Raw genomic sequence first — 22806 nt, 5'->3', positions numbered from 1 at the left:
GAGCAGAGCTCGCTCCTACAAGTGCTTGGCGTAGTGCTTCGCGGGTGCGACGCGGCGCTCAACCCGTTAAACTTGCGCGGTTTTTCGCCACCCTGGATTGCGCGCCATGCAGCACCCCGCCGAACATTCCCCGCTGGGCAAGTCCAGCCAGTACATCGCCGAATACAGTCCAGAGCTGCTGTTCCCCATCTCGCGCACCACCAAGTGGGCAGAGCTGGGCCTCGAAGGCGCCAACCTACCGTATCAGGGTGTGGATTACTGGAACTGCTACGAGTTGTCCTGGCTGCTGCCGTCCGGCAAACCGGTGGTAGCCATCGGTGAGTTCGCCATCCCCGCAGACTCGCCGAACATCATCGAGTCGAAGTCCTTCAAGCTGTACCTCAATTCCCTGAACCAGTCGGCTTTCGCCAGTTGGGATGAGTTGCAAGCGACGCTGGTGCACGATCTGTCGACGGTGGCCGGCAAGCCAGTGGCGGTGCGTTTGCGCTCGCTGACTGAGGTTGCTGAAGAAGGCGTGGCGACGCTGCCGGGTCAGTGCATAGACGAACTGGATATCAGCGTCAGCCAGTACGACCACCCGCAACCCGAGCTGCTGCGCTGCGACGCCGATCGCGTGGTGGAGGAGAGCCTGCACAGTCATCTGCTCAAATCCAACTGCCCGGTTACCGGTCAGCCGGATTGGGGCAGCCTGGTCGTCGAGTATCGCGGTGCCGCGCTGGATCATGCCAGCCTGCTGGCCTATCTGGTGAGCTTCCGTCAGCACGCGGATTTTCACGAGCAGTGCGTCGAACGCATCTTCCTCGATCTGCAACGCCTGCTGCAGCCGCAGGCGCTGACTGTCTATGCGCGCTACGTGCGCCGTGGTGGGCTGGACATCAATCCGTATCGCAGCACCGAGGCGCTCACGCCGGAAAATGGCCGCCTGGCGCGCCAGTAACCCATGAAAAATGCCGCTTAGACAATGCTGCCAATGCGGCCTTTGTAGGAACCCCGCCCCGGGGCGAAGCTTTTCGCGTCAGCCCCGCTCAGGTTCGCGGCGGGGCGCCGCTCCTACACGTTCGATGCATCGACGCTTGGCTAAGTGGCATTGGCCAAGCGTCGACATTTTGCTTGAAACGCCGGGCCTGAGCCGGGGGCAGGGCATTCAGATGCCCATATTGGCCAGGCTCTGCATGATGTTGCGCAGGGTGCCGGCGAGGGTAGGGTGGCTGGCCTCGAAACGTTCCACCGCCAGATTGACGCCATCGATCAGCGTGGCGTCAGGCGCTGAGGCGGCTTCACGCGCCAATTGGACTTCGATTTCCTGGGTCAGCAGGTAAAGCGATGCGCGTTCTTCCTCGCTGAGCGGCGTGTCCTGGGCCAGGTGTTGCTGGAGGGCTTCCAGTTGCTGCTGCAGGTCGCTTGCTGGCATAGAGTTCTCCTTATCGAATCAGCTTAGGCATTGACCCCCAGCGGCGCTGGAAGTTTTCAACCCGTACCTGAAGGTTAATCCAAGCGGGCCGGCTTTGCCTGATCAGAGTCAAAGGCTCAGGGCTTTTCGCCCTTGCTCCGGCGCACGCCGATATCGTCCAGGCTGGCCTCGATTTCTCCCAGATGATCGACCACCGAGTGCACGCCCAGACGATAGAGCTGCAGCGTGGCCTCGGCGCGCAGGTGTTCCTGATCGCTCGCGCCCAGTGCCTGCCAGTCGGCCAGGGCGTAGCCGCACAGTGCCCCGCAGGCCGCCAGGCCGATGGTCCAGCAGCCGGCATTGAGCCCGGCTTGCAGCAATAGCGGATTACCGCTGACGACAACACAGCCATCCAGGCGCTCGACGTCCAGCTGGCTCAATGCCTGCCAGCAACTGTCCGGCGCTGGCCACGGCCTGGTCTGACGCGCCAGCACCGCTTCGATGGGCGTGGGCAGCGCTTCGGCCAGGCGCAGGCTGGCGTCGGCTGGCAGGTCATCCAGCCAGGCGCAGGGCGTGCCGTTCGCATGCAGGGTTTGCAGCAATTGTGCTGCACCCGGGGTCAGTTCGGCATGCTCTCCGGCCACCTCGCTCAGCGCCTGTTGCAGCGTCTGCAGTTGTGTGCTGGTTGCCGACTTGCCTAACCATGCATCCAGCGCCTGTTGCGGGGTACCGGCCAGGTTCGCGGTTGTGCGCTCGGGATGCAGTCGCTGCAGCGCGACAGGTAGCGTGCGAGCGCCGAAGTCGACCAGGCAGCCGGACAGTTGAAAGATCAGGGCGGTGCAGGGGGAGGGCATGGGATCATCCGTGGCATTGGCCTAGGCCAATTTAACGCCGACGGATGACCGTAATGTGACCGCTAGCAGCTTGTTGAAATTCGCCCACGTCCTGTCTGGTTTTGCGACGTGTGGTTTACGATATCGGCTCCAATCTGCCGGAGCCCTCGATTTCCATGCCTGGGGCCGATATCACCCAGGAGTCCCTGTTCACTGTCGCCAAGCTCGATGACTTCGTGCCGGTGAATCATCCCCTGCGCGCCATCCGCAAGCTGGCCAACACCGCCCTGCAACGGATGAGTGCTCTGTTCGACACCTTGTATGCCGACACCGGCCGCACCTCGGTTGCCCCGGAGAAGCTGATGCGGGCGCAATTGCTGTAGCTGTTCTACTCGCTGCGCAGCGAGCGCATGCTCATGGAGCAACTGGGCTACAACCTGCTTTTTCGCTGGTTCGTCGGGTCGCGGCAGGGACGGCAGTTACCTGCCGCCCCCCGCACAGATCCGTGCGTGCGGAACTACCGCATACGGCTCCTGCCTCGGGTATGTAACGCGAAGCGATCCTCGGGATAAGGATGTGCATTTCTGGGCTTCGGTATGTAGATGTCTGCGAGACGATCAAAGCGTGACCATTGAAGTCTATTACGCTGGCTGCGACGTTTGAGGGCTATCAAGACAGATCCAGCGAGGATCGCGATTGGTGTGAATACCTGCAGTTTTTCCATAGTGCGTGGTTCCTCCTCGTTACTGAGACGAGCCGGATTTTGGGTGTCGGCTGAGTCAAGTCATTAGGTGGGCGGGTGCCCCGTTTTTCAGGCGAGGAGAGGTGGGTACTGGGGGAATCGAGTGGGACGGCTCGATGGATAGGGGCTCGCATTTTTGTCAAAAAAAAGCCGGTTGGGGTGTGGCCAGGTGATCCTAAAGGGATCCAGAAGTGATCCGAAACGGTGATCCAAAGCGCTCCCAAAGGCTAAAGGCCTCGCTATAGAATGTGATCTCCGATTGATAGTCGTGCGACGAGCAGAAAGCGCTAGAAGTCAGGAATGGCGGGGTCTCCAAGCCTCTCGCAACGATTACCCGTTAACCTGGGCATCCCGGAAGGGAGCAGCCACAGCGGGAACATTGTGTGCCGGGGTGTGGCTGGCAGGGTCCACCTCCAGTTTCCAAGCCCTTGCACCCTTCTATATCAATATCTTCAGCGCCCATCTGGCGGTTTTTGCTGTGCGCAATAAAAAGCCCGCGCTTTGGGCACGGGCTTTCGGCTGTTTGCAGGTTCAGGCGATGCGGTAATTCAACACGCTGTCCTGTTCCTTGAGCATCTTGCGCAGATCGGCTGGGATATTGCCGGCGCGTACAGCCAGTTCCAGGCGGATTTCTTCCAGGCTTTGGGCGAAGGCATTCTGGTCGTTGATCTGTGGCTTGGCCAGGACGCGGCTGTAGACAGTGCTGTCGCTCTCGTCGAGCAGGGCGAGGATGATGCTGCCGTCCGGGCGCGGTGAGCTGAAGCTGACACGCAACGGATTGAACAGGTGATCGACGAGCTGTTGGTTGGTGAGTTCCATGTCCTACTCCATCCTGATGGTTGATCTCCTTCGACCTCAGGATGATGACTTAGTTCAGGCAGTGAGCGACTGGCGGGTACGCTCGATCACCTGTTGCAGCGATTCGTCGCTGTACTGGCCTGGGTAAAGACGCTGGCTGTACTGGGCGATACCGGTCTTGTCGACCAGGGTGAAGCTGAAGCTGCCCTTGCGCGTTGCCTGGATGCGGCAGTCGAACGGCGCGAAGGCGTGAGTCAGGGTGCTGATGGCTTTCTGAATTTGATGTTGAGCATTCATTCTTAGGTACTTCCTTAAAGCATGTGCGCTTCGTTGCGCGTGGTGTAGCTCCATGTGGTTGGCCGAAAAGCGGCCATAGCATGTCGAACCATCGGAGCTTGGTTAGCACGATAAAGTTCCAATGTTACGGTTCTTAGGCGTGGTCGGTACGTCGGAGGCAGGCGGAGGATCTGCGCCAGTAAGTGGCGAGTCGGCCTGATCAGTCAGCGGATGGGATCGGGTAGGGCGGTAGCGCGAAACAGCGCTAGACGTTGAACCGGGAAACCAGCGAGGGGGCGCGAAGGCCTTTTTGACTTGCAGCGTGGTACGAACAATTCGAACTATACGCCGTTGTTCAAGAATTGAACAGCGCTATTTGCAGATCACCTCTGTGACGTCTGCGGGTATCGGTTGGCGGATGCAATTTGCTGGTTGCTCCGCTAGCATTAGCCCACTTTTGCTTTCCTCATATGACGGTTTTCCATGAGTTATCAGGTTCTTGCACGTAAATGGCGTCCGCGCTCGTTCCGCGAAATGGTCGGCCAGACCCATGTGCTCAAAGCCCTGATCAATGCCCTGGACAGCCAGCGTCTGCACCACGCCTATCTGTTTACCGGCACGCGCGGGGTGGGCAAGACCACCATCGCGCGGATCATCGCCAAGTGCCTGAACTGTGAAACCGGCATCAGTTCCACGCCCTGCGGCACCTGCTCGGTGTGCCGGGAGATCGATGAGGGGCGTTTCGTCGACCTCATTGAAGTGGATGCCGCCAGCCGCACCAAGGTCGAAGACACCCGTGAACTGCTCGATAACGTGCAGTACTCCCCGAGTCGCGGACGCTTCAAGGTCTACCTGATCGACGAAGTGCACATGCTCTCCACCAGCTCCTTCAACGCCCTGTTGAAGACCCTGGAAGAGCCGCCGCCCCACGTCAAATTCCTCCTCGCGACTACCGATCCGCAGAAGTTACCGGTCACCGTGCTGTCGCGCTGCCTGCAGTTCTCGCTGAAGAACATGCCGCCGGAGCGGGTGGTCGAGCACCTGACCCATGTGCTGACTGCCGAGAACGTGCCGTTCGAGAATGACGCCCTGTGGCTGCTCGGCCGTGCGGCCGACGGTTCGATGCGCGACGCCATGAGCCTGACCGACCAAGCCATCGCCTTTGGTGAAGGCAAGGTGCTGGCGGCTGATGTGCGCGCCATGCTCGGCACGCTCGATCATGGTCAGGTTTACGGCGTGTTGCATGCCCTGATCGAAGGCGATGCGCGGGCGCTGATCGAGGCGGTGCGGCATCTCGCCGAGCAGGGGCCGGACTGGAATGGCGTGCTGGCGGAAATGCTCAACGTGTTGCATCGCGTGGCCATCGCTCAGGCGCTGCCAGAAGCCGTGGACAATGGCCAGGGCGACCGTGAGCGCGTACTACAGTTGGCCCAGGCGCTGCCGGCTGAAGATGTGCAGTTTTATTATCAGATGGGGCTGATCGGCCGCCGCGACCTGCCGCTGGCGCCGGATCCGCGCGGTGGTTTCGAAATGGTGCTGCTGCGCATGCTGGCTTTCCGCCCGGCGGGCGCCGACGATGCGCCCAAGGTCACGCTAAAGCCCTTGGGGATCAGCCAGGCCACTGCTGACCCCCAACAAAGCCCAGTGGCCGGCAGCGCTATGTCGGCTCCCATGGTTTCTGTGCCGGCAAGTGCGGAGGTGCCGCTATCCGCCGCTCCAGCTCTCGTCGAGTCCAGCCTGTCCGTCGCCGCTGCGCTCTCAGAGCCAGCCGTAGCCGAACCGGCGCCTGTGGTTGACATCCCTGTGGCGCCAGCCGCCAGCCTGTCACCCGAGCCCGAGCCCGAGCCCGAGCCCGAGCCCGAGCCCGAGCCCGAGCCCGAGCCCGAGCCCGAGCCTGCCGCTCCTGAGGCGGCAGCAGTCGTCGATGTGCCATGGGACACGGCCGAGGTATCCGAGAAGGTTGTGGTGCCCGCTCAGCCTGTTGCCATTACCGAGCCAGCTGTGGCCGCACCCGTTGTGGCGGCTGAGTCAGCCGCAGCGCCTGTGGTTGCACCCATGGCGAGCGAAATCGTGCAGCCCATGGCCGATACGGACGGCAATGATGACGAGCCGCCACCCGGTGACTACGACTATGTCGAAATGGATGCCGAAACGCTCGACTACGACTTTGGCCAGCCTGAAGCCGTTATGCCGACGATCGAAGAACCCCTGCCGGCCGCCCAGCCGGCTACCGGTCTGGCGGCGGAATGGTTGTCGTTGTTCCCCCAGTTGGGTTTGGGTGGCATGACCGGCAGCATTGCGGCCAACTGTACGCTCATCGAAGCCAACGGCGATGACTGGCTGTTGCACCTGGACCCGGCGCACAGTGCGCTGTTCAACCCGACCCAGCAGCGCCGTCTTAATGAGGCGCTGAACCAGCAGCAGGGTCGTAGCATCAGACTGCGCATCGAGCTGTGCAAGCCCGAGCAGGAAACTCCGGCACAGGCGGCAGCCCGTCGTCGTGCCGAGCGCCAGCGCAGCGCTGAAGCGTCGATCCATGCCGATCCACTGGTGCAGCAGATGATTCAACAGTTCTCCGCCAAGGTGCGCGACGACAGCATCGAACCTATCGATACTCCCAGCTAACCGGTCGTTTCAACGACTTGTTTAACCCCGAACACCGAGGATACCGACATGATGAAAGGTGGCATGGCAGGCCTGATGAAGCAGGCTCAGCAAATGCAGGAAAAAATGCAGAAGATGCAGGAAGAACTGGCCAACGCTGAAGTTACCGGCCAGTCCGGCGCCGGCCTGGTCAGCGTGGTGATGACCGGTCGTCACGACGTCAAGCGCATCACCCTGGACGACAGCCTGATGCAGGAAGACAAGGAAGTGCTGGAAGACCTGATTGCTGCAGCGGTCAACGATGCCGTGCGCAAGGTTGAGCAGAACAGCCAGGAAAAAATGTCTGGCATGACCGCAGGGATGCAGCTTCCCCCCGGCTTCAAAATGCCCTTCTGACAGGCTTCGTGCCGTCCAGTCGACGCACATGGCGGCGTTGCCGGCGAACTTGCCCTGCACGCTGCCTGATCGCCACTCTTGCCGTGTCGACTGGGCCGGCTCGTAGCCCAATGAGATGCAATCCGGGAATCTGCTCGTTGCAAATCCGTAGGGTGGGCTTTAGCCCACCAGATCTTTCCCCGCTCACCCTTGCAGGAACGCCATGAGCTTCAGCCCCCTGATTCGCCAGTTGATCGACTCTCTGCGCATCCTGCCCGGTGTTGGGCAGAAGACCGCGCAGCGCATGGCGTTGCAGTTGCTCGAGCGCGATCGCAGTGGCGGTCTGCGTCTGGCGCAGGCACTGAATGCGGCGATGGAAGGCGTGGGGCACTGCAAGCGCTGCCGCAGCCTGAGCGAGGACGAGATCTGCCAGCTGTGCCTGGACGAGCGCCGCGACGACAGCCTGCTGTGTGTGGTCGAAGGTCCAATGGATGTGCACGCAGTGGAACAGACTGGTTTTCGCGGCCGTTACTTCGTGCTCAAGGGGCATCTGTCACCGCTCGATGGTCTGGGGCCAGAGGCCATCGGTATTCCGGCGCTGCTGGAGCGTATCGATGCCGGTGCTTTCAGCGAAGTGATCCTGGCCACCAACCCGACGGTGGAAGGCGAGGCCACGGCGCACTACATCGCTCAGATTCTCGCCGGCAAAGGCCTGATCGCCTCGCGCATCGCCCATGGCATGCCGCTCGGTGGCGAACTGGAACTGGTCGACGGCGGCACCCTGGCGCATGCCTTGGCAGGTCGGCGCCCGATCAGCCTGTAAGCAGTCAAACCCTCTCGATTCGGAGTGCCAGTGACCACCGACACTCTGCGCCGTATTGCTCTGCTGCTCCTGCTCGGGGCGCCTCTGGCCGCACAGGCTCAATGTCCGAACGGGCAGGTACAGGTGTGTCTGGGCGCTTCCTGCTTGTGCGTGCCCGATCCGGTACGGGTGCGTGAAAATGGCCTGAATATGGCGGCGGCGCGTCTCGAAGCCTGGTTGCTGCAATCTCGCCAGGCAGCACTGCGAGCCGGCACCGAACCTATCCCTCTGATGATTCGTGCCCAGCTCGCGCCGTTCTACGACGATGCGTTGCTTGATGAAGTGCGCTTTCGCGTGGGCATCACCGACGAGATGGACGCCGCCACCGTCATGCTGCAGAACCCCGATGTGCAGGCCGTGACGCTGGTCGATGTGGTGGTGTTTCGCAACGCCGCTGCCGCTGAGCAGGATGCGGCGCTGTGGGCGCATGAATTGTGGCATGTGCAGCAATACCGCGAGTGGGGCACCGATGGCTTCGCCCAGCGTTACACACGCAATTTCCAGTCAGTGGAAGGGCCAGCCTACGAGATGGGCGAGCAGGTGAGAAAGGCGTTGCGCGAGCAGAAATGAAACGCTCGCTTGAAAACCAAGCAAGCGCTAGGTTAGGGTGGCTAAAATGATAACGGGAGTACCCGCATGGCCGCCTCTCTGTCGTATTTCGATGAGTCCCACCAATTGGTTCGTGATTCCGTCCGGCGTTTCGTCGAGCGTGAAATCCTGCCGTATATCGACGAGTGGGAAGAGGCAGAGGAGTTTCCTCGTGAGCTGTACCTCAAGGCCGGCGCTGCGGGCATTCTCGGTATCGGCTACCCAGAGCAGTTCGGCGGCAGTCACGAGGGAGACGTGTTCGCCAAAGTGGCGGCCAGCGAGGAACTGATGCGCAGTGGCTCCGGCGGCCTGGTGGCCGGGCTCGGTTCGCTGGATATCGGCCTGCCACCCATCGTCAAATGGGCCAAGCCCGTCGTGCGTGAGCGCGTGGTGCCGCAGGTACTGGCCGGCGAGAAGATCATGGCGCTGGCGGTGACCGAGCCCACCGGTGGCTCCGACGTGGCCAATCTCAAGACCCGCGCTGTGCGCGATGGCGATCACTACCGCGTCAATGGCAGCAAGACCTTCATCACCAGCGGCGTGCGTGCCGATTACTACACGGTGGCGGTGCGCACCGGCGGTGAGGGCTTCGGTGGCGTCAGCCTGCTGCTGGTGGAGAAGGGCACGCCGGGTTTCAGCGTCGGTCGCAAGCTGAAGAAGATGGGTTGGTGGGCGTCGGATACCGCCGAACTGTTCTTTGACGACTGCAAGGTGCCGGTGGAGAACCTGATCGGCGTGGAGAATGCCGGTTTCGCCTGCATCATGGCCAACTTCCAGAGCGAGCGCCTGAGCCTGGCGATCATGGCCAACATGACCGCACAACTGGCCCTGCAGGAGTCGCTGAAATGGGCGCGCGAGCGCCAGGCGTTCGGCAAGCCGGTGGGCAAGTTCCAGGTGCTCAAGCACCGCCTGGCCGAGATGGCCACGCAACTGGAGGTTTCCCGCGAGTTCACCTACTGCCAGGCCGCTCAAATGGCCGCCGGCAGGAGCGTGATCAAGGAGATTTCCATGGCCAAGAACTTCGCCACCGATATTGCTGATCGCCTGACCTACGATGCGGTGCAGATCATGGGTGGCATGGGTTACATGCGCGAAACCCTGGTCGAGCGCCTATACCGCGACAATCGAATCCTCTCCATTGGCGGCGGTACGCGCGAGATCATGAACGAGATCATCGCCAAGCAGATGGGGCTGTAGCCGGACGCGCAGTGGGTGGGGCTTTAGCCGCGATCATCCCCAAAAAGGGCGGAAAAGCTCGCCGCTGAAGCGCCTCCCACGGGCGGCATGGTCCTGTGCGGTTATCAGGAAGCGACCTGGTTCTGCGCGGCCTGGCGCAGGCGGGCGATGTCGCGTTGCGGCGGATCGCCGAACAGACGGCTGTACTCGCGGCTGAACTGCGATGGGCTTTCGTAGCCGACGCGGTAGCTGGCCGCTGCCGCTTCGAGGTTGTCGCACAGCATCAGTCGGCGAGCCTCCTGCAGGCGTAGCTGCTTCTGGTACTGCAGCGGGCTGAACGCTGTGACCGTCTTGAATCTATGGTGCAGGGTCGAGGGGCTCAGGTTCACCTCGCGGGCCAGTTCCTCGATCCGCAGCGGCTGATCGAAATTCTTGCGCAGCCACTCGATGGCGCGGGAGATGCGCTGGCTTTGGCTGTCGGCGATCACCACTTCATGCAGGCGATGGCCCTGCGGGCTGAGCAGCATGCGGTAGAAAATCTCGCGCAATGCCAATGGCGCCAGCATGGCGATGTCGGATGGGGTTTCCAGCAGGCGCAGCAGGCGGATCACCGCATCCAGCAGGCGCGGGTCGAGGCGATCGAGAAACAGCGCCCGCTGGGAAGCCGCGTCCGGGGCTGGAATCGCTGGCATTTCGGTGAGCAGGCTGCTGATCAGCGCGGGATCGATCTCCAGAGCGATGCTCAGATAGGGGTGATCCGGGCTGGCCTCGATAACCCGGCCGGTTACCGGCAGCACCACCGACGCCACCAGGTAATTCAACGGATCATAGACGTAGAGTTCGTCACCCAGACGTATCTCTTTACGGCCCTGGGCGATGATGCACAGGCAGGGGTCGTAGACTGTCTGCATCGGCAGGCTGGGTGTCGTGGCGCGTGCCAGCTTCAGGCCAGGAATCGCTGTGAGGTGCAAGCCGTCCTCGGGGGCGAAGCGATCGACTAGGCGCGCCATTTCATGGCTCAGTTCGGCAAGGGGGGTGTCGAGAGTTGTGGCGGTGTGAATGGGTGACTGCATGGCGCGCCTCCGGAAAGTCAGCGAAGCCTAGGGGCTGTTGCCGTTTTGCGCTAATAAGTTGATATATATGAGAAAATACGTATCGTTGAAGCTCTGACCCAACATCGATACGAGTTTACAATGCCCCGATTATTGCTCAGTGATGGGCATTGGTCGAAGCTGCGGGAAATTCTGCTGCGCAAGGCCATCTACAACAAGCGTGATCGACGAATGACCGTGGAGGGCATGCTGTACCGCATGCGCACGGGATGCCCCTGGAGAGATCTCCCCGAAGCGTTCGGGAACTGGAATAAGGTTAATCCGGCTTCACACCCCAGGGTTGGCCCCTGACGCATGCCGATCTAATGAACTGGCAGGTACATGCCAGGCTCGGTGCTTCCTATGCCAGCGAAGTTGAGCAATGCGATTCGGAGCTTTTCGCTCCGTGCTTGGTTCAACATCCCCCCAACGTTTCACGACGGTGAATTGGCTCACTGCCAGACGTGCGCGGATGAGTTCTGCCCGGAGGGCAAATTCACCCTCGGGTCAGACATTTTTAGTAGCAATTCGATGATAGCTGAACGTTACTATCCTGTTTCTGTAACCGCTCATTGACCCATTTTAGGGTGTGAACAGATACAGCTTTTGTTATCCATCCCCGCCAAAACGAAGCGCTTCCAGGGTGTGGATTAACCAGGCTGAGCCGGTTTGTTGAATGCTTTTTCGGGCTTCAACCCCCCCCTGATAGCAAGGGATTAAGGTGCCTAGGCGCATTAACCAAACCAAGCACGACACGTTCAACGTGTCGCACACGAGGGTGGATTCTAGTCAACCGCCGCCCCAGCGCTAGCGCGGCGCGCTCTGAAAGCGGCGACTCAGCGGCTTCGGACGGGTAGGCGCCCTGTTGCCTGCCATCCTGCGGCATAATGCGCGGCCAGATTTGGAGGCCTTCATGCTCGACCACGCCATGCGCATTCTCAAAGACGTTTTCGGCTACGACGCCTTTCGCGGCAACCAGGCCGCGATCATCGAGCGTGTGGCCGGCGGCGGCGATGCCTTGGTGTTGATGCCTACCGGTGGCGGCAAGTCGCTATGCTTCCAGGTGCCGGCACTGATGCGCGAGGGCCTGGCGGTGGTGGTTTCACCGCTGATCGCCTTGATGGACGATCAGGTGGCTACCCTGGACGAGTTGGGTGTGGCAGCTGTGGCGCTGAATTCCACTTTGAGCCCTGACGAGCAGCGCGAGATCGCCGACCGTATACGTCGCGGGCAGATCAAGATGCTCTACCTGGCGCCCGAGCGCCTGGTGCAGCCGCGCATGCTGAGCTTCCTGCAGGGCCTGGATATCGCCCTGTTTGCCATCGATGAAGCGCACTGCGTGTCGCAGTGGGGGCATGATTTCCGGCCTGAGTACCTGCAGCTCGGTCAGCTTGCTGAGCTGTTTCCCAATGTACCGCGTATCGCCCTGACCGCCACCGCGGACAAACGTACCCGCGAGGAAATCGTCCAGCGTCTGCACCTGGACAACGCCGAGCGCTTTCTGTCGAGCTTCGACCGGCCGAACATCTTCTACCGCATCCAGCCCAAGGATCAGCCGCGCAAGCAGCTGCTGGGTTTTCTCGCCGCGCGCAAGGGTGATGCCGGTATCGTCTACTGCCTGTCGCGCAAGAAGGTCGAGGAGGTCGCCGACTTTCTCAGCAGCCAGGGCTTTCCGGCGCTGCCTTATCACGCCGGCCTGCCCAACGAGTTGCGCGCCTATCACCAGAAGCGCTTTCTCAATGAGGAAGGCCTGATCATGGTGGCGACCATCGCCTTCGGCATGGGCATCGACAAGCCCAACGTGCGCTTCGTCTGCCACATGGATCTGCCCAAGTCGCTGGAGGCCTACTACCAGGAGACCGGTCGCGCCGGCCGTGACGGCTTGCCGGCCGATGCCTGGATGGCTTACGGCCTGCAGGATGTGATCTTCCTCAAGCAGATGCTCAACAATTCCGAAGGTGACGAGCGCCACAAGCGCATCGAGCAGCACAAGCTCGACGCCATGCTCGCCCTGTGCGAGGAGACACGCTGCCGCCGCCAGGCGTTGCTGGGCTATTTCGACGAGGAACTGGCTCAGCCCTGCGGGCATTGCGATAACTGCATCGACGGCGTCGAGACCTGGGATGCCACCGAGCCGGCGCGCCAGGCGCTGTCGGCGGTCTATCGCAGCGGCCAGCGCTATGGTGTCGGCCATCTGGTTGACATTCTGCTCGGCCGAGACAACGAGAAGATTCGCGCCGCCGGCCATCAGCACCTGGCGGTGTTCGGCGTCGGCAAGGGCTTTTCCGAGGTCGAGTGGCGAACCCTGTTCCGCCAGTTGGTCGCCCGCGGCCTGGCCGATGTCGATCTGGACGGTTTCGGCGGTTTGCGCCTGACTGAGTCCTGCCGGCCGCTGCTGCGTGGTGAGGTCAGCCTGCAACTGCGTCGTGAGCCCAAGCCGGCGCAGGCGGCCAAGGCCTCCAGTAGCGCCGCCAGCCAACTGGTGCGCGGCCATGAGCGGGATATGTGGGAGGCGCTACGCAGTCTGCGTCGTAAGTTGGCCGAAGAGCACAGCGTACCGCCGTACGTGATCTTCCCTGATGCCACGTTGCTGGAAATGTTGCGCAGCCAGCCCAGCTCGCTGAGTGAAATGGCCGAGGTCAGCGGCGTCGGTGCGCGCAAGCTGGAACGCTACGGCCAGGCCTTCCTGGAAGTACTCAATGGCAGCGGCGCGGATGACACGCCACCGCCGGTGGCCGATCTGCGTCATGAGCTGGTCAGCCTGGCTCGCGCCGGTATGACCCCGACGCAAATCGCCGGCCAGTTGGGTTGCACCGAGAAGAACGTCTACAGCCTGCTAGCCGAGGCAATCGCCCAGCAGCAACTGACCCTGGAGCAGGCGCTGGATCTTCCTGAGGAACTGTTGGGCGAGATTCAGGAGACCTTCCTCGATGGCGAGGGCGAATTACCGGCGGTCAGCGAGATTGCCTCGCTGTTCGCCGGGCGGGTCGACGAAGCGGTGCTCTACTGCGTGCGTGCGGCGCTGCAGGCCGAGTTCGAGATCTAAGTGTCCTCGGTGAAACTTGGCAGCCTGATTCTGGCGGCATTTCGATCGCAGGGCTAAGGTGTGGGCAGGCCGCCAGATAACGAGGTGAGGGTGCCTGACTATCACGCCTGGTACGACGAGGTTCGTCCGAGCCCTTATGCCGAGCAGTTGAGCCTGGGGTTTCGGCGGTTGCGTTTTTCCCGCGCTCTCGAGCGTGAATATCGTGCGCATATGCTTGAGGACGGTTTCGAACTCAAACGTATCGCGCTGTGCGTCGCCACGGTCATCTGGCTGGCCCTGACGGTGCTGGACATGTTGGTGGTGCCTGCATCGCACCTGGGCTGGGTGATCGCAGTGCGCCTGGTGGCGCTGGTCATCCTGCTGGTTTGCGCGACCCTTATCCTGCGGCGTCGCCACAGCCATCTTCTGCTACCGCTGAGCATGACCTGCATCCTAGTACTCGGCGTGGGCGCAGCGATGATTGTCGGTATTGCCCATCGCGCCGACCCCGGCTACCCCTATGAAGGCCTGCTGCTGGTGAGCATGGCGGCGTACTTTCTGGTCGGCCTGCGCTTGAGCGAGGCGCTTGCCTGTTCCCTGGTGATTTTGCTCGCCTATGTGCTGGCGGAATTGGCCGCAGGGCTGCCTGCTCCGAGGTTGATCAACAACCTGTTGTTCCTGGTCTTCGGCAATCTTATAGGCGCTGTCGGTTGCTACCTCCTGGAATACAAATCACGTGAGCATTTTCTGATCAGCCATCTGATGCAGCTGCTTGCCTACCACGACAGCCTGACCGGGCTGCATAACCGTCGTAGCTTCAATCGGCAGTTCGAGCGCCTGTGGCGCCAGGCACAGCGTGACGGTATATCGATTGCGTTGCTGCTCTGTGACATCGACCATTTCAAGGCCTACAACGACTGCTACGGTCACCAGGCTGGCGACGCGGCTTTGCAGCGTGTCGGCGCCCTGATCGAGCAGGCGGCGCGGCGACCACTGGATATGGGCGTACGGCTTGGCGGTGAGGAGTTCGCGTTGCTGTTGTTCGACATCAGTGCCGATGAGGCCAGGCAACGCGCCGAGGCCCTGCGCCATTCACTGGAGGAGGTGGGCATTGCCCACGGCGGCTCCGATAGCGCCGATGTGCTGACGATGTCTATCGGCGTCGCCTGCCTGAGTCCGGATAGTCAGCCTGAATTGAGCCAGCTCTACGAGCAGGCCGACCGAGCGCTATACGAGGCCAAGGCTTTCGGACGTAACAGGGTGGCGGCCTGAGTTGCAGTCGGGGCGCAACGAGCCGGTCGCATTCTGCAACGCTCATGGCGCAATCCGCGCTTGCCCTGCGCATCGGGTTATGGCTAGCTGGCTAATAATTAGTTTTTGACCTTTGTATGAGTCCGCTTGCCCATGTCTTACCCCGATCAACATCGCTTTGCCATGCAGGTTGCCCAGCTATCCCGTGCCTGGCGTTCCGAACTCGATAGACGCCTGGTAGGGCTGGGCCTGTCCCAGGCTCGCTGGCTGGTGCTGCTGCACCTGGCGCGCTTCAGCGAAATGCCGACCCAGCGTGAATTGGCGCAAAGCGTCGGCGTAGAGGGGCCGACGCTGGCGCGTCTACTCGACAGTCTCGAAAGTCAGGGGCTGGTTACTCGCGTGGCAGTACCCGAAGACCGCCGTGCCAAGAAGATCGCGCTGCAGCCGGATGCGCAGCCTCTGATCGAGAAGATCGAAGCGATTTCCACCCAGCTGCGCCATGAAGTCTTCGCCGGTATCGACGAGGAGGATCTGCGTCGCTGTCAGCAGGTGCACGCTCGAGTGCTCGGCAACCTGATGAAGTGAACCGCCTGCACTGTCAAAAATCCGATCATTTTTTTGATCGTATTTTTTATTTGCCTAATTTTTGACTGATTCAACTTGATGGCACCGTGCTTTCATCGGCAAACTGGCCGCCAAGCCGCTACTTTGTGAATTAGTAGCCATAATGCAATTCGAGACGGCCTCGACAAGGACCTTGTCGCCCGTTCTCGAACTATCAAGGGCGCCAGCCTCCCGGCCAAGGGATGCTCAGACAGGAAGTCGAGGAGGTGGCGTTCGAGCCGAATAACCCTGGAGGTCGCATGGCTCGGGTGCGTCAATTAATGTTGGGTCTGGCGTCGGGGTCCGCCCTCTATTCGGGAATGGCTCCGGCGCTTGGTTTGGGTGAAATCACGCTGCATTCTGCGCTGAATCAGCCTTTCGAGGCCGAGATCGAGCTGCTGGAAGTGGGTGATCTGGGCGCGCAGGATCTGCGTGTCGGTCTGGCACCAGCCGAGGTGTTCAGTCGTTCGGGGGTGGAGCGCTTCTACTTTCTCAATGATCTGCGTTTCACGCCGCTTCTGCAGGGATCACGTAGTGTGATCCGCGTGGTGTCGAACCGTCCGGTGCGTGAGCCATACCTGAACTTCATCGTCGAAGTGGCGCGTCCCAATGGCCAGTTACTACGTGAATATACGGTTCTGCTCGATCCACCTGGTTCTTCGGCTTATTCCGCTGTAACCGCACCAAGCGCTGCTGCCGTATCGCAACCCTCTAACCGCACCGCAGCACCGGCCTCGTCGGTCAGAGCGGTCACGCCGCCGCGTGCATCTGCTGGGCACCGTCATCAGGTCAGCCGTGGCGACAGTCTCTGGTCCATCGCCGCGCGTTTGCGTGAGCAGGGCAGTACGCTGTCTCAGCAGGCGCTGATGGAGGGCATTCTTGCCCTCAACCCGAATGCCTTCGCTGGCGGCGATCCAAGTCGTCTACAGGCTGGCGCCGAGCTGCTGTTGCCGGATGCCGCCCGTGCGGAGGCTGCCCCGCCGAGCGCTGCTCCGGTCGCTGCCGAGGCCTCACCCGTGCTCGCTGAAAACACTGCCGAAGGGCCCGTTAGCGCGCCTCTGGCTGCCCTGGAGCCAGCACCGCAGCAAAGCGAAAGCCTGGAGCTGCTGGCCGAGAGGCAGCGCCAGGTCGATCTGGAGCTGGCCAACCAGGCGGCGGAAAATCTGCAACTGCAACAAGGCTTGGCGCAACTGCAATTGCAACTGCAGCAGTTGCAGGAGCAATTGGCGCAGAAGGATGCTCAGTTGGCTGAGCTGGCTGCGCGCACGCCCGCCGAGCCGGCCGCCCAGCCCATTGCCGCCGCGCCGGTCAGTGTCGAGGAGCCCGCGGCAGCAGAGCGCGGCTGGTGGTCGACCCTGTTGGCCGGTGGTATAGGGCTTCTGCTGTTGCTCGGTGCGCTTTTCTGGGCCGTGCGGCGGCGTGGCGAGAAAACCAGGCCGGCGGTGCAGGTACAACCCAAGGGGCAGCCACCGCAGCAACCGCCTCGTCCGCTACTCGCGGCGGTTGGCGCAGCTCCGGTGGTCAAGGCAGTACCGGCGCCGGCTCCGGTGCGTGCTCAAGGGCCGGTCGACCCACTCGAGGCTGCCAATGTCTACATCGCCTACGGTCGCTTCAGCGAGGCCCGTGGTGAGCTGAGCAAGGCGCTGGCTCAGGACCCGCAGCGCAGCGATCTGCGCTTCCGTCTATTGGAAGTTCTGGCGCTGCTGGGCGACGGGGCGGGCTTCGCGCGTGAGGAGGCCGTGCTGCGCGCCGAAGCGTTCGACGCCGCACGCATCGATGCCTTGAAGGCGCGGCATCCTGATCTGCGGGTGACTCAGCAGGTACCGACCGAGGTTATCGCTGAGCAGCAGCCTGCGGCCGAACCTGATTTTCAGCTCAACCTCGACGACCTGTCGCTGGATGCCGATTGGGATCTGGTCAGCCCTTTCCCTGCTGCCGCCAAGGCCAAACCCAAGGCTGCTGCAGAACCGGAGTTCGATCCGTCGTTCGCCAGCAATCTGCAGGAGCTCCCGGAGGTGTTCGAACTGCATCATGAAGACGAGCAGTTGAGCGCCTTCAGTGAGATGGAAATGGTGCTCAGTGATGAGGTGCCGGCGCTGGATGACAACTTCATCGACGCTTTCGCCGGTGATGCCGATGCCACCGCTGCGCTGCAGGGCGACATCGACCACCTGGCGGGCAATCCGGAGCATATGGCCCAGCTTAACCAGGCGCTGGCCTATATCAAACAGGGCGATATCGCCACCGCCTGCGACATCCTCAACGAGGTGATCGATAACGGCGATGACGAGCAGAGGAAGGCCGCGCGCCAGTTGCTGGCGGAAATCGCCTGAGCGCCTCTGCTGCTGCACCTGACGAGGCCGCGCATATGTCGCGGCCTCGTCGTTTCAGAAACTCTTACCCAGATTGAGATACAGCGCCTTCTCCCGCTCGTCGTTGAAGCCATAGCTGAAGTTCAGCGGGCCCAGCGGGGTGTCCAGGCCGAGGAAGATGCTGGCTGCGTTGATATAGCCGCTGTCGAAGGCGTTGTCGTTGTTCCAGGCACGGCCGCGCTCCAGCGACAGGCCCAGGTACAGCGGGAAGTTCAGCGGCAGCATCGAGGTTTGTGTCATGCGCCGGTAGTAGATCATCCGTGCCAGGGCCATGTTCTGGCCGCTCAGCGAGTCCTGACGAAAGCCCGACAGCTCCTGGGCACCACCGAGAATGAAACCCGAGGTGACCACCTCCGCTTCATCCAGGGTACGCCCGTAGCGACCGCCGAACAGCCAGGTATTGGGGCCGTGGCTGTAGGCCTTGTCCAGCTTCAGTTGCCATTGGCGATATGCCTCGTCCGAGCCCAGGTCGCGGTCGTACTTGCGCAGCATCAGGCCGATATCCTCGCCGGTGCGCGGGAAGTCGAGGTTGTCCAGGGTGTCGAAGGAGTACAGCAGTTCGTAGTAGCCCTCGCTGAAGCTGAAGCTGGGCAGGTCGCGCTCGCCTACGCGGACATCCGCCTCGCCCCAGGCCTGAGCGATGCCGAAGCGAATCTCGCCATTGTTGGCAATCTGTCGGCCGAGATTGAGACCGTAGCCGTAGCGTTCCAGGCGGTATTCGGCGATCGGGTCGTTGTCCAGAATCGCTTCGACGTTCTGCGCCTCGCCGAACAGGTAGGGCGCGACGAAGTAACGTGAGCCGGCGTCCAGCGGCTGATAGAACTCGCTGTAGAGCTCCTGGCGGTCACCTAACTGCAAGCGAGTCAGCCATTCGGCGCCGAGCTCGTTGATGCCATTGATGCGGTAACTGGCGCCGATATTGAAGGGGCTGTCGCCGCGCATGTCATCCGACAGATTCAGGCCCAGGCGCAGGTAATCGGTGCCGGTGCGCTTGCCGCGGGCATCGATCACCAGGGCGCTACCGCGCTCGTCCAGCGGCTCTACCCGGTATTGCACGCGCTCGAAGTAGTCCAGGCCGTACAGCGTGCCCATGTCTTTCTGCAGGCGATCCATGTCCAGTGGCTCGCCGAGCGGTTGGCGAATATGCCGGCGAATCACTGCATCGCCGACTTTCGAGTCGTTCTCCACATGGATTTCGCGAATCACCGGTGTACGCTGTTCGCGCGAGCGCGCCATGGCCAACGCCGGGTTGCCGGCACTGCTGGTGCGCAAGCGAGCCAAACGCTCTGCCTGAATCTGTGTGGCGCGATAGCCGGCGTCGATCATCTGTTCGCCACGATTGAAGTCGGCGACGCCGAAGCCGGCCAGAGGGGGCAGGATCAATACGTCGTCCGCCTCCAGCGTTTCGAGTTGGGTCTCGGAGTTTTTACGCATCATCAGGTTGATCGACTGGTTCATCACGTCGACCACGGTGAGCAGGTCCTTGGCCGGTTTCAGTGGCATACCCAGGTCGACGACGATGACGTGATCGACGCCCATCTGCCGCGCCACGTCGATGGGCACGTTGTTGACCATGCCGCCGTCGACCAGCAGGCGGCCGTCCACTTCCACCGGGGCGAACACCGCCGGGATCGACATACTGGCGCGCATCACCTGCGGCAGGTGGCCGCTGCTCATGATCACCTGTTCACCCGTGACCACATCGGTGGCCACGGCGCGATAGGGAATCGGCAGATGATCGAAATCGCGGGTGGCGCTGCGATGCACCAGCAGGCTTTCCAGCAGCAGCGCCAGGTTCTGGCCCTGGATCACGCCCAGCGGCAGGCCAAGGCTGCCGTCGTCGCGGAAGCTGAGTTTCTGCTTGATCAGAAAATCACGGTCGTCCTGCTTGCGGCGAAAGGGGATGTCCTCGCGTGGCGGTGAGTCGGACAGCGCCTGTTGCCAATCCAGCTCCAGCGCCAGACGTTCAAGCTCCGCCACCGAATAGCCGGCCGCGTACAGCCCACCGACGATGGCGCCCATGCTGGTGCCGGCGATGGCGTCGATGCGAATACCTTGTTCCTCCAGCGCCTTGAGCACACCAATGTGCGCCAGGCCACGGGCGGCGCCGCCTGACAGCACCAGGCCGACACGTTCGGCGGCGATGACAGGCAGGCTGGACAGAGCGAACAGGCAAAGCAGCGAAAGGAGCAGGCGGCGCATGATGGATTCCGGCAGGAGCAGAGACAAAGGCCGTTATTATAGGCATCAAGCCCCACAGTAGAGCCGCTGCCATGCCCGATCAGAAGCCCGAAATCGTCATCACCTATTGCACCCAGTGTCAGTGGCTGCTGCGCGCCGCGTGGCTGGCTCAGGAACTGCTGAGCACCTTTGCCGACGAGCTCGGGCGGGTCAGCCTGGAGCCGGGCACCGGCGGCGTGTTCCGCATCCTCTGCGATGGCCAACAGATCTGGGAACGCAAGGCCGATGGTGGTTTCCCCGAGGCCAAGGTGCTCAAGCAGCGGGTGCGTGATCTGATCGATCCAGGTCGCGATCTGGGTCACAACGACCGGTAGGGTGCGCTGTGCGCACCGCTTGGTTCAACGCCCCATCCGCGCCGAAATGAAGATAGCGCTGACGATCAGCATGCCTCCGGCCAGCATGCGCAGCGTCGGCTGCTCGCTGAACAGCCACCAGGCGAACAGAATCCCGTAGACCGGTTCCAGGGCGAAGATCACTGCTGTGGTGCGCGCCTTGAGCACGCGCAGGCTGGCGACGAACAGGCTGTGTGCCAGGCCGGTGCAGAAGATGCCGAGCATGGCCAGCCACAGCCAGTCCACCGGGCGCACGCTGGGCAGCAGCGGCCAGGCCAGCGGCAGGAAGCAGATGAACACGGCGACGTTCTGGTGCAGCGCTGCCTGTACCGGGTCGAGGCCGCGGGTGCTGGCGCGATTGAGCAGCGACAGCAGGGCGAACAGAAAGCCCGACAACACTGCCCACAGCAATCCGACTGTGGCGTCACTGTTCAGGCTGAACTCGGGCGTGACCAGGATCAGCCCCACGCATACCACGCCGACCATGGCGAACTCGCCGGGGCGGGTGCGCTCGCGAAACAGCAGGCCCTCCAGCAGTACGGTGAAGGCCGGGAAGCTGGCGAAGCCGAGCGTGGCGATGGCCACGCCGGAGACCTTCACCGCTTCGAAGAAGGTGACCCAGTGCGTGCCCAGCAGCAGGCCGCCGAGTGCCAGCAGAGTCATCTGCCGCAAGCTCGGGCGAACCGCGTTGCGGCTGCGCCAGAGCAGCGCGGCCAGGCCCAGGGCGAGTACCGCGAAGAACGCGCGGCCGCCGGCGATCATGTTCGGCGTGGTCGCCGCCAGTTTGCCGAAAATGCCCGACAGGCCGAACAGCAGGGCACCCAGGTGAATCGCCAGCAGGGCGTTACGTTCCGTCATGCCAGGCGCGCACCGTTGGGCAATGGCTGGTCGAACCCGGCGAGGACGACACGGTTGTCGTTGTCATAGACACCGGTGACCAGCACTTCCGAGCGCACCCCGGCGATGCGCTTGGGGGCGAAATTGCACACGCACAGCACCTGGCGACCAATCAGCTCGCCACAGCTGTAATGCGCGGTGATTTGCGCGCTGGAGGTCTTGACGCCCAGTTCGCCGAGATCGACTTCCAGCACGTAGGCCGGCTTCACTGCCTTTTCATTGGGACGAGCGCAGCGAATGGTGCCGACGCGCAGCTCCACTTTCTCGAAATCCTGCCATTCGATGGTTTGCATGGGGTACTCCTGGTTACTGACGCGCAGTCTAGGCGCCTCGCGAAGGGCTGTCTGTCGCAGGAACTACGAGTTTTGTCGTCGGACTCTCAATCAGGTCTGAAGGTGGCAGGAGCACGTAGGGTGGGTTAGCGGCGCTAACCTTCGAACGATCAGACACTTCCATCGTGACGCGCCGCGTAACCCACCAGACGATGTAACGATTGGCGACGATGGTGGGTTACGCCACACCGGTTTCGGCGGGGTAGCCAACCAGCGTGACAGGCGGCTAACCCACCCTACGAGAGCGGTGCGCCGCTGGGGCTGCTAGCGCGTGCGGCGCAACTGTCGCGGGGTCATGCCGAGATGGCGATAGAGGGCAGCGGTGAAGGCGCTTTGCGAGCTGTAGCCGACCTGTGCGGCGATTTCTCCAACCGCCAGGTCGCTGCCACGCAACAGCTGTTCGGCGAGTTGCAGGCGCCGTTGGCGAATATGTTCCATCGGCGTGCGCCCGGTCTCGGCGAGGAAACGCGCATGGAAACGCGCCACCGACAGACCGGCCAGGCGTGCCAGATCTGCCACCTGCAGCGGATGCGCTGCGTGCTGTTCGATATAGCGATCCAGGGCTGTCAGCGGCAAGCCGGTCGTCTCGGCATGCTGGCGGCTGCAGGCCAGGCTGCCGAGTAGCAAGGCCGCACCTTGGCCCGCGATGATTGGATCATTGATCGGGCTGCTGGCCAGCCAGTTGAGTAGCTGCCCCTGCGAGGGATCGAGTTGCAGTGCGTTGGGTTTGTCCAACAGACGCTGGATGTCGCTCGCATGGTGGCCAAGCTGGCGCTCCAGCCAGTCGTTGGCCGGCAGATCCAGCACCAGGCACTGGCTGCCGCGTGGGCTGCCGCAGGTATGGCGCGCTTCGGCCGGCACTACGGCCAGGTGATGGCGCAGCACCTGGCTGCCCTGGCCATCGACTTCGAATTGCAGCTCGCCCGCCAGGCCGAACACCAGTTGCGCGTGGTCGTGGCTATGGCTGAGCACTTCGTGGCTGTAATGACGCAGGGACAGGATCGGGAGCATGGCGGTT

General features: G+C 62.2%; 20 protein-coding genes, 1 other RNA gene and 2 pseudogenes. 14 read left to right on the top strand and 9 right to left on the bottom strand.

What is annotated here, in order from left to right; all coding sequences use genetic code 11:
- Positions 1-106 precede the first annotated feature (106 nt).
- On the top strand, positions 107-937 hold the full coding sequence (gene queF / locus N5J71_RS07995) for an NADPH-dependent 7-cyano-7-deazaguanine reductase QueF (RefSeq protein WP_074860887.1): 831 nt from the start codon (positions 107-109) through the stop codon (positions 935-937).
- Between the two features lie 207 nt (positions 938-1144).
- Here the strand turns inward: queF and N5J71_RS07990 are convergent, their stop codons facing one another.
- Together N5J71_RS07990 and pcrP are read right to left on the bottom strand one after the other, a co-directional pair.
- The gene (locus N5J71_RS07990) at positions 1145-1411 is read right to left on the bottom strand and encodes a DUF4404 family protein (RefSeq protein ID WP_003460925.1); all 267 of its coding nucleotides are present in this window, start codon (positions 1409-1411) and stop codon (positions 1145-1147) included.
- A gap of 116 nt (positions 1412-1527) precedes the next feature.
- Complete coding sequence (gene pcrP, locus N5J71_RS07985; RefSeq protein ID WP_003460926.1) at positions 1528-2244, bottom strand: HAD superfamily inactivated hydrolase PcrP; 717 nt, start codon at positions 2242-2244, stop codon at positions 1528-1530.
- A gap of 155 nt (positions 2245-2399) precedes the next feature.
- On the opposite strand from pcrP, the pseudogene N5J71_RS07980 reads away from it, so the two are divergent.
- Both N5J71_RS07980 and ffs read left to right on the top strand, forming a co-directional pair.
- A pseudogene (locus tag N5J71_RS07980) lies at positions 2400-2795 on the top strand (transposase).
- Between the two features lie 480 nt (positions 2796-3275).
- An RNA gene (ffs, locus tag N5J71_RS07975) (signal recognition particle sRNA small type) lies at positions 3276-3371 on the top strand.
- Between the two features lie 125 nt (positions 3372-3496).
- On the opposite strand, the gene N5J71_RS07970 is transcribed toward ffs, so the two are convergent.
- A complete protein-coding gene (locus N5J71_RS07970) occupies positions 3497-3784 on the bottom strand; it encodes a DUF3509 domain-containing protein (RefSeq protein ID WP_003460928.1) in 288 nt (95 codons plus the stop codon).
- A gap of 54 nt (positions 3785-3838) precedes the next feature.
- The gene (locus N5J71_RS07965; protein ID WP_003460929.1) at positions 3839-4060 is read right to left on the bottom strand and encodes a hypothetical protein; all 222 of its coding nucleotides are present in this window, start codon (positions 4058-4060) and stop codon (positions 3839-3841) included.
- 462 nt (positions 4061-4522) lie between these two features.
- Here N5J71_RS07965 and dnaX point away from each other — a divergent pair, with 462 nt between their 5' ends.
- The 5 genes from dnaX to N5J71_RS07940 all read left to right on the top strand — a co-directional run bounded on the left by dnaX (position 4523) and on the right by N5J71_RS07940 (position 9665).
- Positions 4523-6664, top strand: a complete 2142-nt coding sequence (gene dnaX, locus N5J71_RS07960; protein ID WP_279916641.1) for a DNA polymerase III subunit gamma/tau — start codon at positions 4523-4525, stop codon at positions 6662-6664.
- A gap of 48 nt (positions 6665-6712) precedes the next feature.
- Positions 6713-7039 (top strand): YbaB/EbfC family nucleoid-associated protein, encoded by a 327-nt coding sequence (locus N5J71_RS07955; protein WP_003460931.1) that lies wholly within the window; start codon positions 6713-6715, stop codon positions 7037-7039.
- Between the two features lie 202 nt (positions 7040-7241).
- On the top strand, positions 7242-7841 hold the full coding sequence (gene recR, locus N5J71_RS07950) for a recombination mediator RecR (RefSeq protein WP_003460932.1): 600 nt from the start codon (positions 7242-7244) through the stop codon (positions 7839-7841).
- Between the two features lie 30 nt (positions 7842-7871).
- Positions 7872-8450: an eCIS core domain-containing protein gene (locus N5J71_RS07945; protein WP_104729756.1), complete on the top strand. Its 579-nt coding sequence runs from the start codon at positions 7872-7874 to the stop codon at positions 8448-8450.
- Between the two features lie 66 nt (positions 8451-8516).
- A complete protein-coding gene (locus N5J71_RS07940) occupies positions 8517-9665 on the top strand; it encodes an acyl-CoA dehydrogenase family protein (protein WP_003460934.1) in 1149 nt (382 codons plus the stop codon).
- Positions 9666-9769: 104 nt separating this feature from the next.
- On the opposite strand, the gene N5J71_RS07935 is transcribed toward N5J71_RS07940, so the two are convergent.
- Entirely contained in the window at positions 9770-10717 is a 948-nt protein-coding gene (locus N5J71_RS07935) for an AraC family transcriptional regulator (RefSeq protein WP_074859604.1), read from the bottom strand.
- Between the two features lie 120 nt (positions 10718-10837).
- Here N5J71_RS07935 and N5J71_RS07930 point away from each other — a divergent pair.
- From N5J71_RS07930 to N5J71_RS07910, 5 genes and pseudogenes are all read left to right on the top strand, one after another.
- Positions 10838-11014, top strand: a pseudogene (locus N5J71_RS07930) (transposase); the annotation flags it as partial.
- Positions 11015-11648: 634 nt separating this feature from the next.
- Positions 11649-13781, top strand: a complete 2133-nt coding sequence (gene recQ / locus N5J71_RS07925; RefSeq protein WP_084341748.1) for a DNA helicase RecQ — start codon at positions 11649-11651, stop codon at positions 13779-13781.
- 90 nt (positions 13782-13871) lie between these two features.
- Positions 13872-15032: a GGDEF domain-containing protein gene (locus N5J71_RS07920; RefSeq protein ID WP_279916640.1), complete on the top strand. Its 1161-nt coding sequence runs from the start codon at positions 13872-13874 to the stop codon at positions 15030-15032.
- A gap of 132 nt (positions 15033-15164) precedes the next feature.
- Positions 15165-15596: a MarR family transcriptional regulator gene (locus N5J71_RS07915; protein ID WP_003460939.1), complete on the top strand. Its 432-nt coding sequence runs from the start codon at positions 15165-15167 to the stop codon at positions 15594-15596.
- 356 nt (positions 15597-15952) lie between these two features.
- Entirely contained in the window at positions 15953-17947 is a 1995-nt protein-coding gene (locus N5J71_RS07910; protein WP_242408723.1) for a FimV/HubP family polar landmark protein, read from the top strand.
- Between the two features lie 54 nt (positions 17948-18001).
- Here the strand turns inward: N5J71_RS07910 and N5J71_RS07905 are convergent, their stop codons facing one another.
- Positions 18002-20188 carry a patatin-like phospholipase family protein gene (locus N5J71_RS07905; RefSeq protein WP_257597459.1) on the bottom strand — a complete coding sequence of 729 codons (2187 nt, stop codon included), beginning with the start codon at positions 20186-20188 and terminating at the stop codon, positions 18002-18004.
- A 71-nt stretch (positions 20189-20259) separates the two neighbouring features.
- On the opposite strand from N5J71_RS07905, the gene N5J71_RS07900 reads away from it, so the two are divergent.
- A complete protein-coding gene (locus N5J71_RS07900) occupies positions 20260-20541 on the top strand; it encodes an Rdx family protein (RefSeq protein ID WP_003460942.1) in 282 nt (93 codons plus the stop codon).
- Positions 20542-20565: 24 nt separating this feature from the next.
- Here the strand turns inward: N5J71_RS07900 and N5J71_RS07895 are convergent, their stop codons facing one another.
- The 3 genes from N5J71_RS07895 to N5J71_RS07885 form a co-directional block, all read right to left on the bottom strand.
- A complete protein-coding gene (locus tag N5J71_RS07895; RefSeq protein ID WP_003460943.1) occupies positions 20566-21417 on the bottom strand; it encodes a DMT family transporter in 852 nt (283 codons plus the stop codon).
- A complete protein-coding gene (locus N5J71_RS07890; protein WP_074859620.1) occupies positions 21414-21749 on the bottom strand; it encodes a tRNA-binding protein in 336 nt (111 codons plus the stop codon). Before N5J71_RS07890 ends, N5J71_RS07895 begins: the two co-directional genes overlap by 4 nt.
- Before the next feature lie 303 nt (positions 21750-22052).
- Entirely contained in the window at positions 22053-22799 is a 747-nt protein-coding gene (locus tag N5J71_RS07885) for a helix-turn-helix transcriptional regulator (protein ID WP_039964695.1), read from the bottom strand.
- Positions 22800-22806 lie beyond the last annotated feature (7 nt).

It is taken from the genome of Ectopseudomonas oleovorans (assembly GCF_029845265.1).
GTDB classification, from domain to species: Bacteria; Pseudomonadota; Gammaproteobacteria; order Pseudomonadales; family Pseudomonadaceae; genus Aquipseudomonas; species Aquipseudomonas oleovorans.
This window is presented reverse-complemented; position numbering and strand designations above follow the sequence as displayed.

Coding starts and splice junctions, on each gene's coding strand:
- queF (WP_074860887.1), top strand. CDS start 107: ATGCAGCACCCCGCCGAACATTCCCCGCTGGGCAAGTCCAGCCAGTAC.
- N5J71_RS07990 (WP_003460925.1), bottom strand. CDS start 1,411: ATGCCAGCAAGCGACCTGCAGCAGCAACTGGAAGCCCTCCAGCAACAC.
- pcrP (WP_003460926.1), bottom strand. CDS start 2,244: ATGCCCTCCCCCTGCACCGCCCTGATCTTTCAACTGTCCGGCTGCCTG.
- N5J71_RS07970 (WP_003460928.1), bottom strand. CDS start 3,784: ATGGAACTCACCAACCAACAGCTCGTCGATCACCTGTTCAATCCGTTG.
- N5J71_RS07965 (WP_003460929.1), bottom strand. CDS start 4,060: ATGAATGCTCAACATCAAATTCAGAAAGCCATCAGCACCCTGACTCAC.
- dnaX (WP_279916641.1), top strand. CDS start 4,523: ATGAGTTATCAGGTTCTTGCACGTAAATGGCGTCCGCGCTCGTTCCGC.
- N5J71_RS07955 (WP_003460931.1), top strand. CDS start 6,713: ATGATGAAAGGTGGCATGGCAGGCCTGATGAAGCAGGCTCAGCAAATG.
- recR (WP_003460932.1), top strand. CDS start 7,242: ATGAGCTTCAGCCCCCTGATTCGCCAGTTGATCGACTCTCTGCGCATC.
- N5J71_RS07940 (WP_003460934.1), top strand. CDS start 8,517: ATGGCCGCCTCTCTGTCGTATTTCGATGAGTCCCACCAATTGGTTCGT.
- N5J71_RS07935 (WP_074859604.1), bottom strand. CDS start 10,717: ATGCAGTCACCCATTCACACCGCCACAACTCTCGACACCCCCCTTGCC.
- recQ (WP_084341748.1), top strand. CDS start 11,649: ATGCTCGACCACGCCATGCGCATTCTCAAAGACGTTTTCGGCTACGAC.
- N5J71_RS07915 (WP_003460939.1), top strand. CDS start 15,165: ATGTCTTACCCCGATCAACATCGCTTTGCCATGCAGGTTGCCCAGCTA.
- N5J71_RS07905 (WP_257597459.1), bottom strand. CDS start 20,188: ATGCGCCGCCTGCTCCTTTCGCTGCTTTGCCTGTTCGCTCTGTCCAGC.
- N5J71_RS07900 (WP_003460942.1), top strand. CDS start 20,260: ATGCCCGATCAGAAGCCCGAAATCGTCATCACCTATTGCACCCAGTGT.
- N5J71_RS07895 (WP_003460943.1), bottom strand. CDS start 21,417: ATGACGGAACGTAACGCCCTGCTGGCGATTCACCTGGGTGCCCTGCTG.
- N5J71_RS07890 (WP_074859620.1), bottom strand. CDS start 21,749: ATGCAAACCATCGAATGGCAGGATTTCGAGAAAGTGGAGCTGCGCGTC.
- N5J71_RS07885 (WP_039964695.1), bottom strand. CDS start 22,799: ATGCTCCCGATCCTGTCCCTGCGTCATTACAGCCACGAAGTGCTCAGC.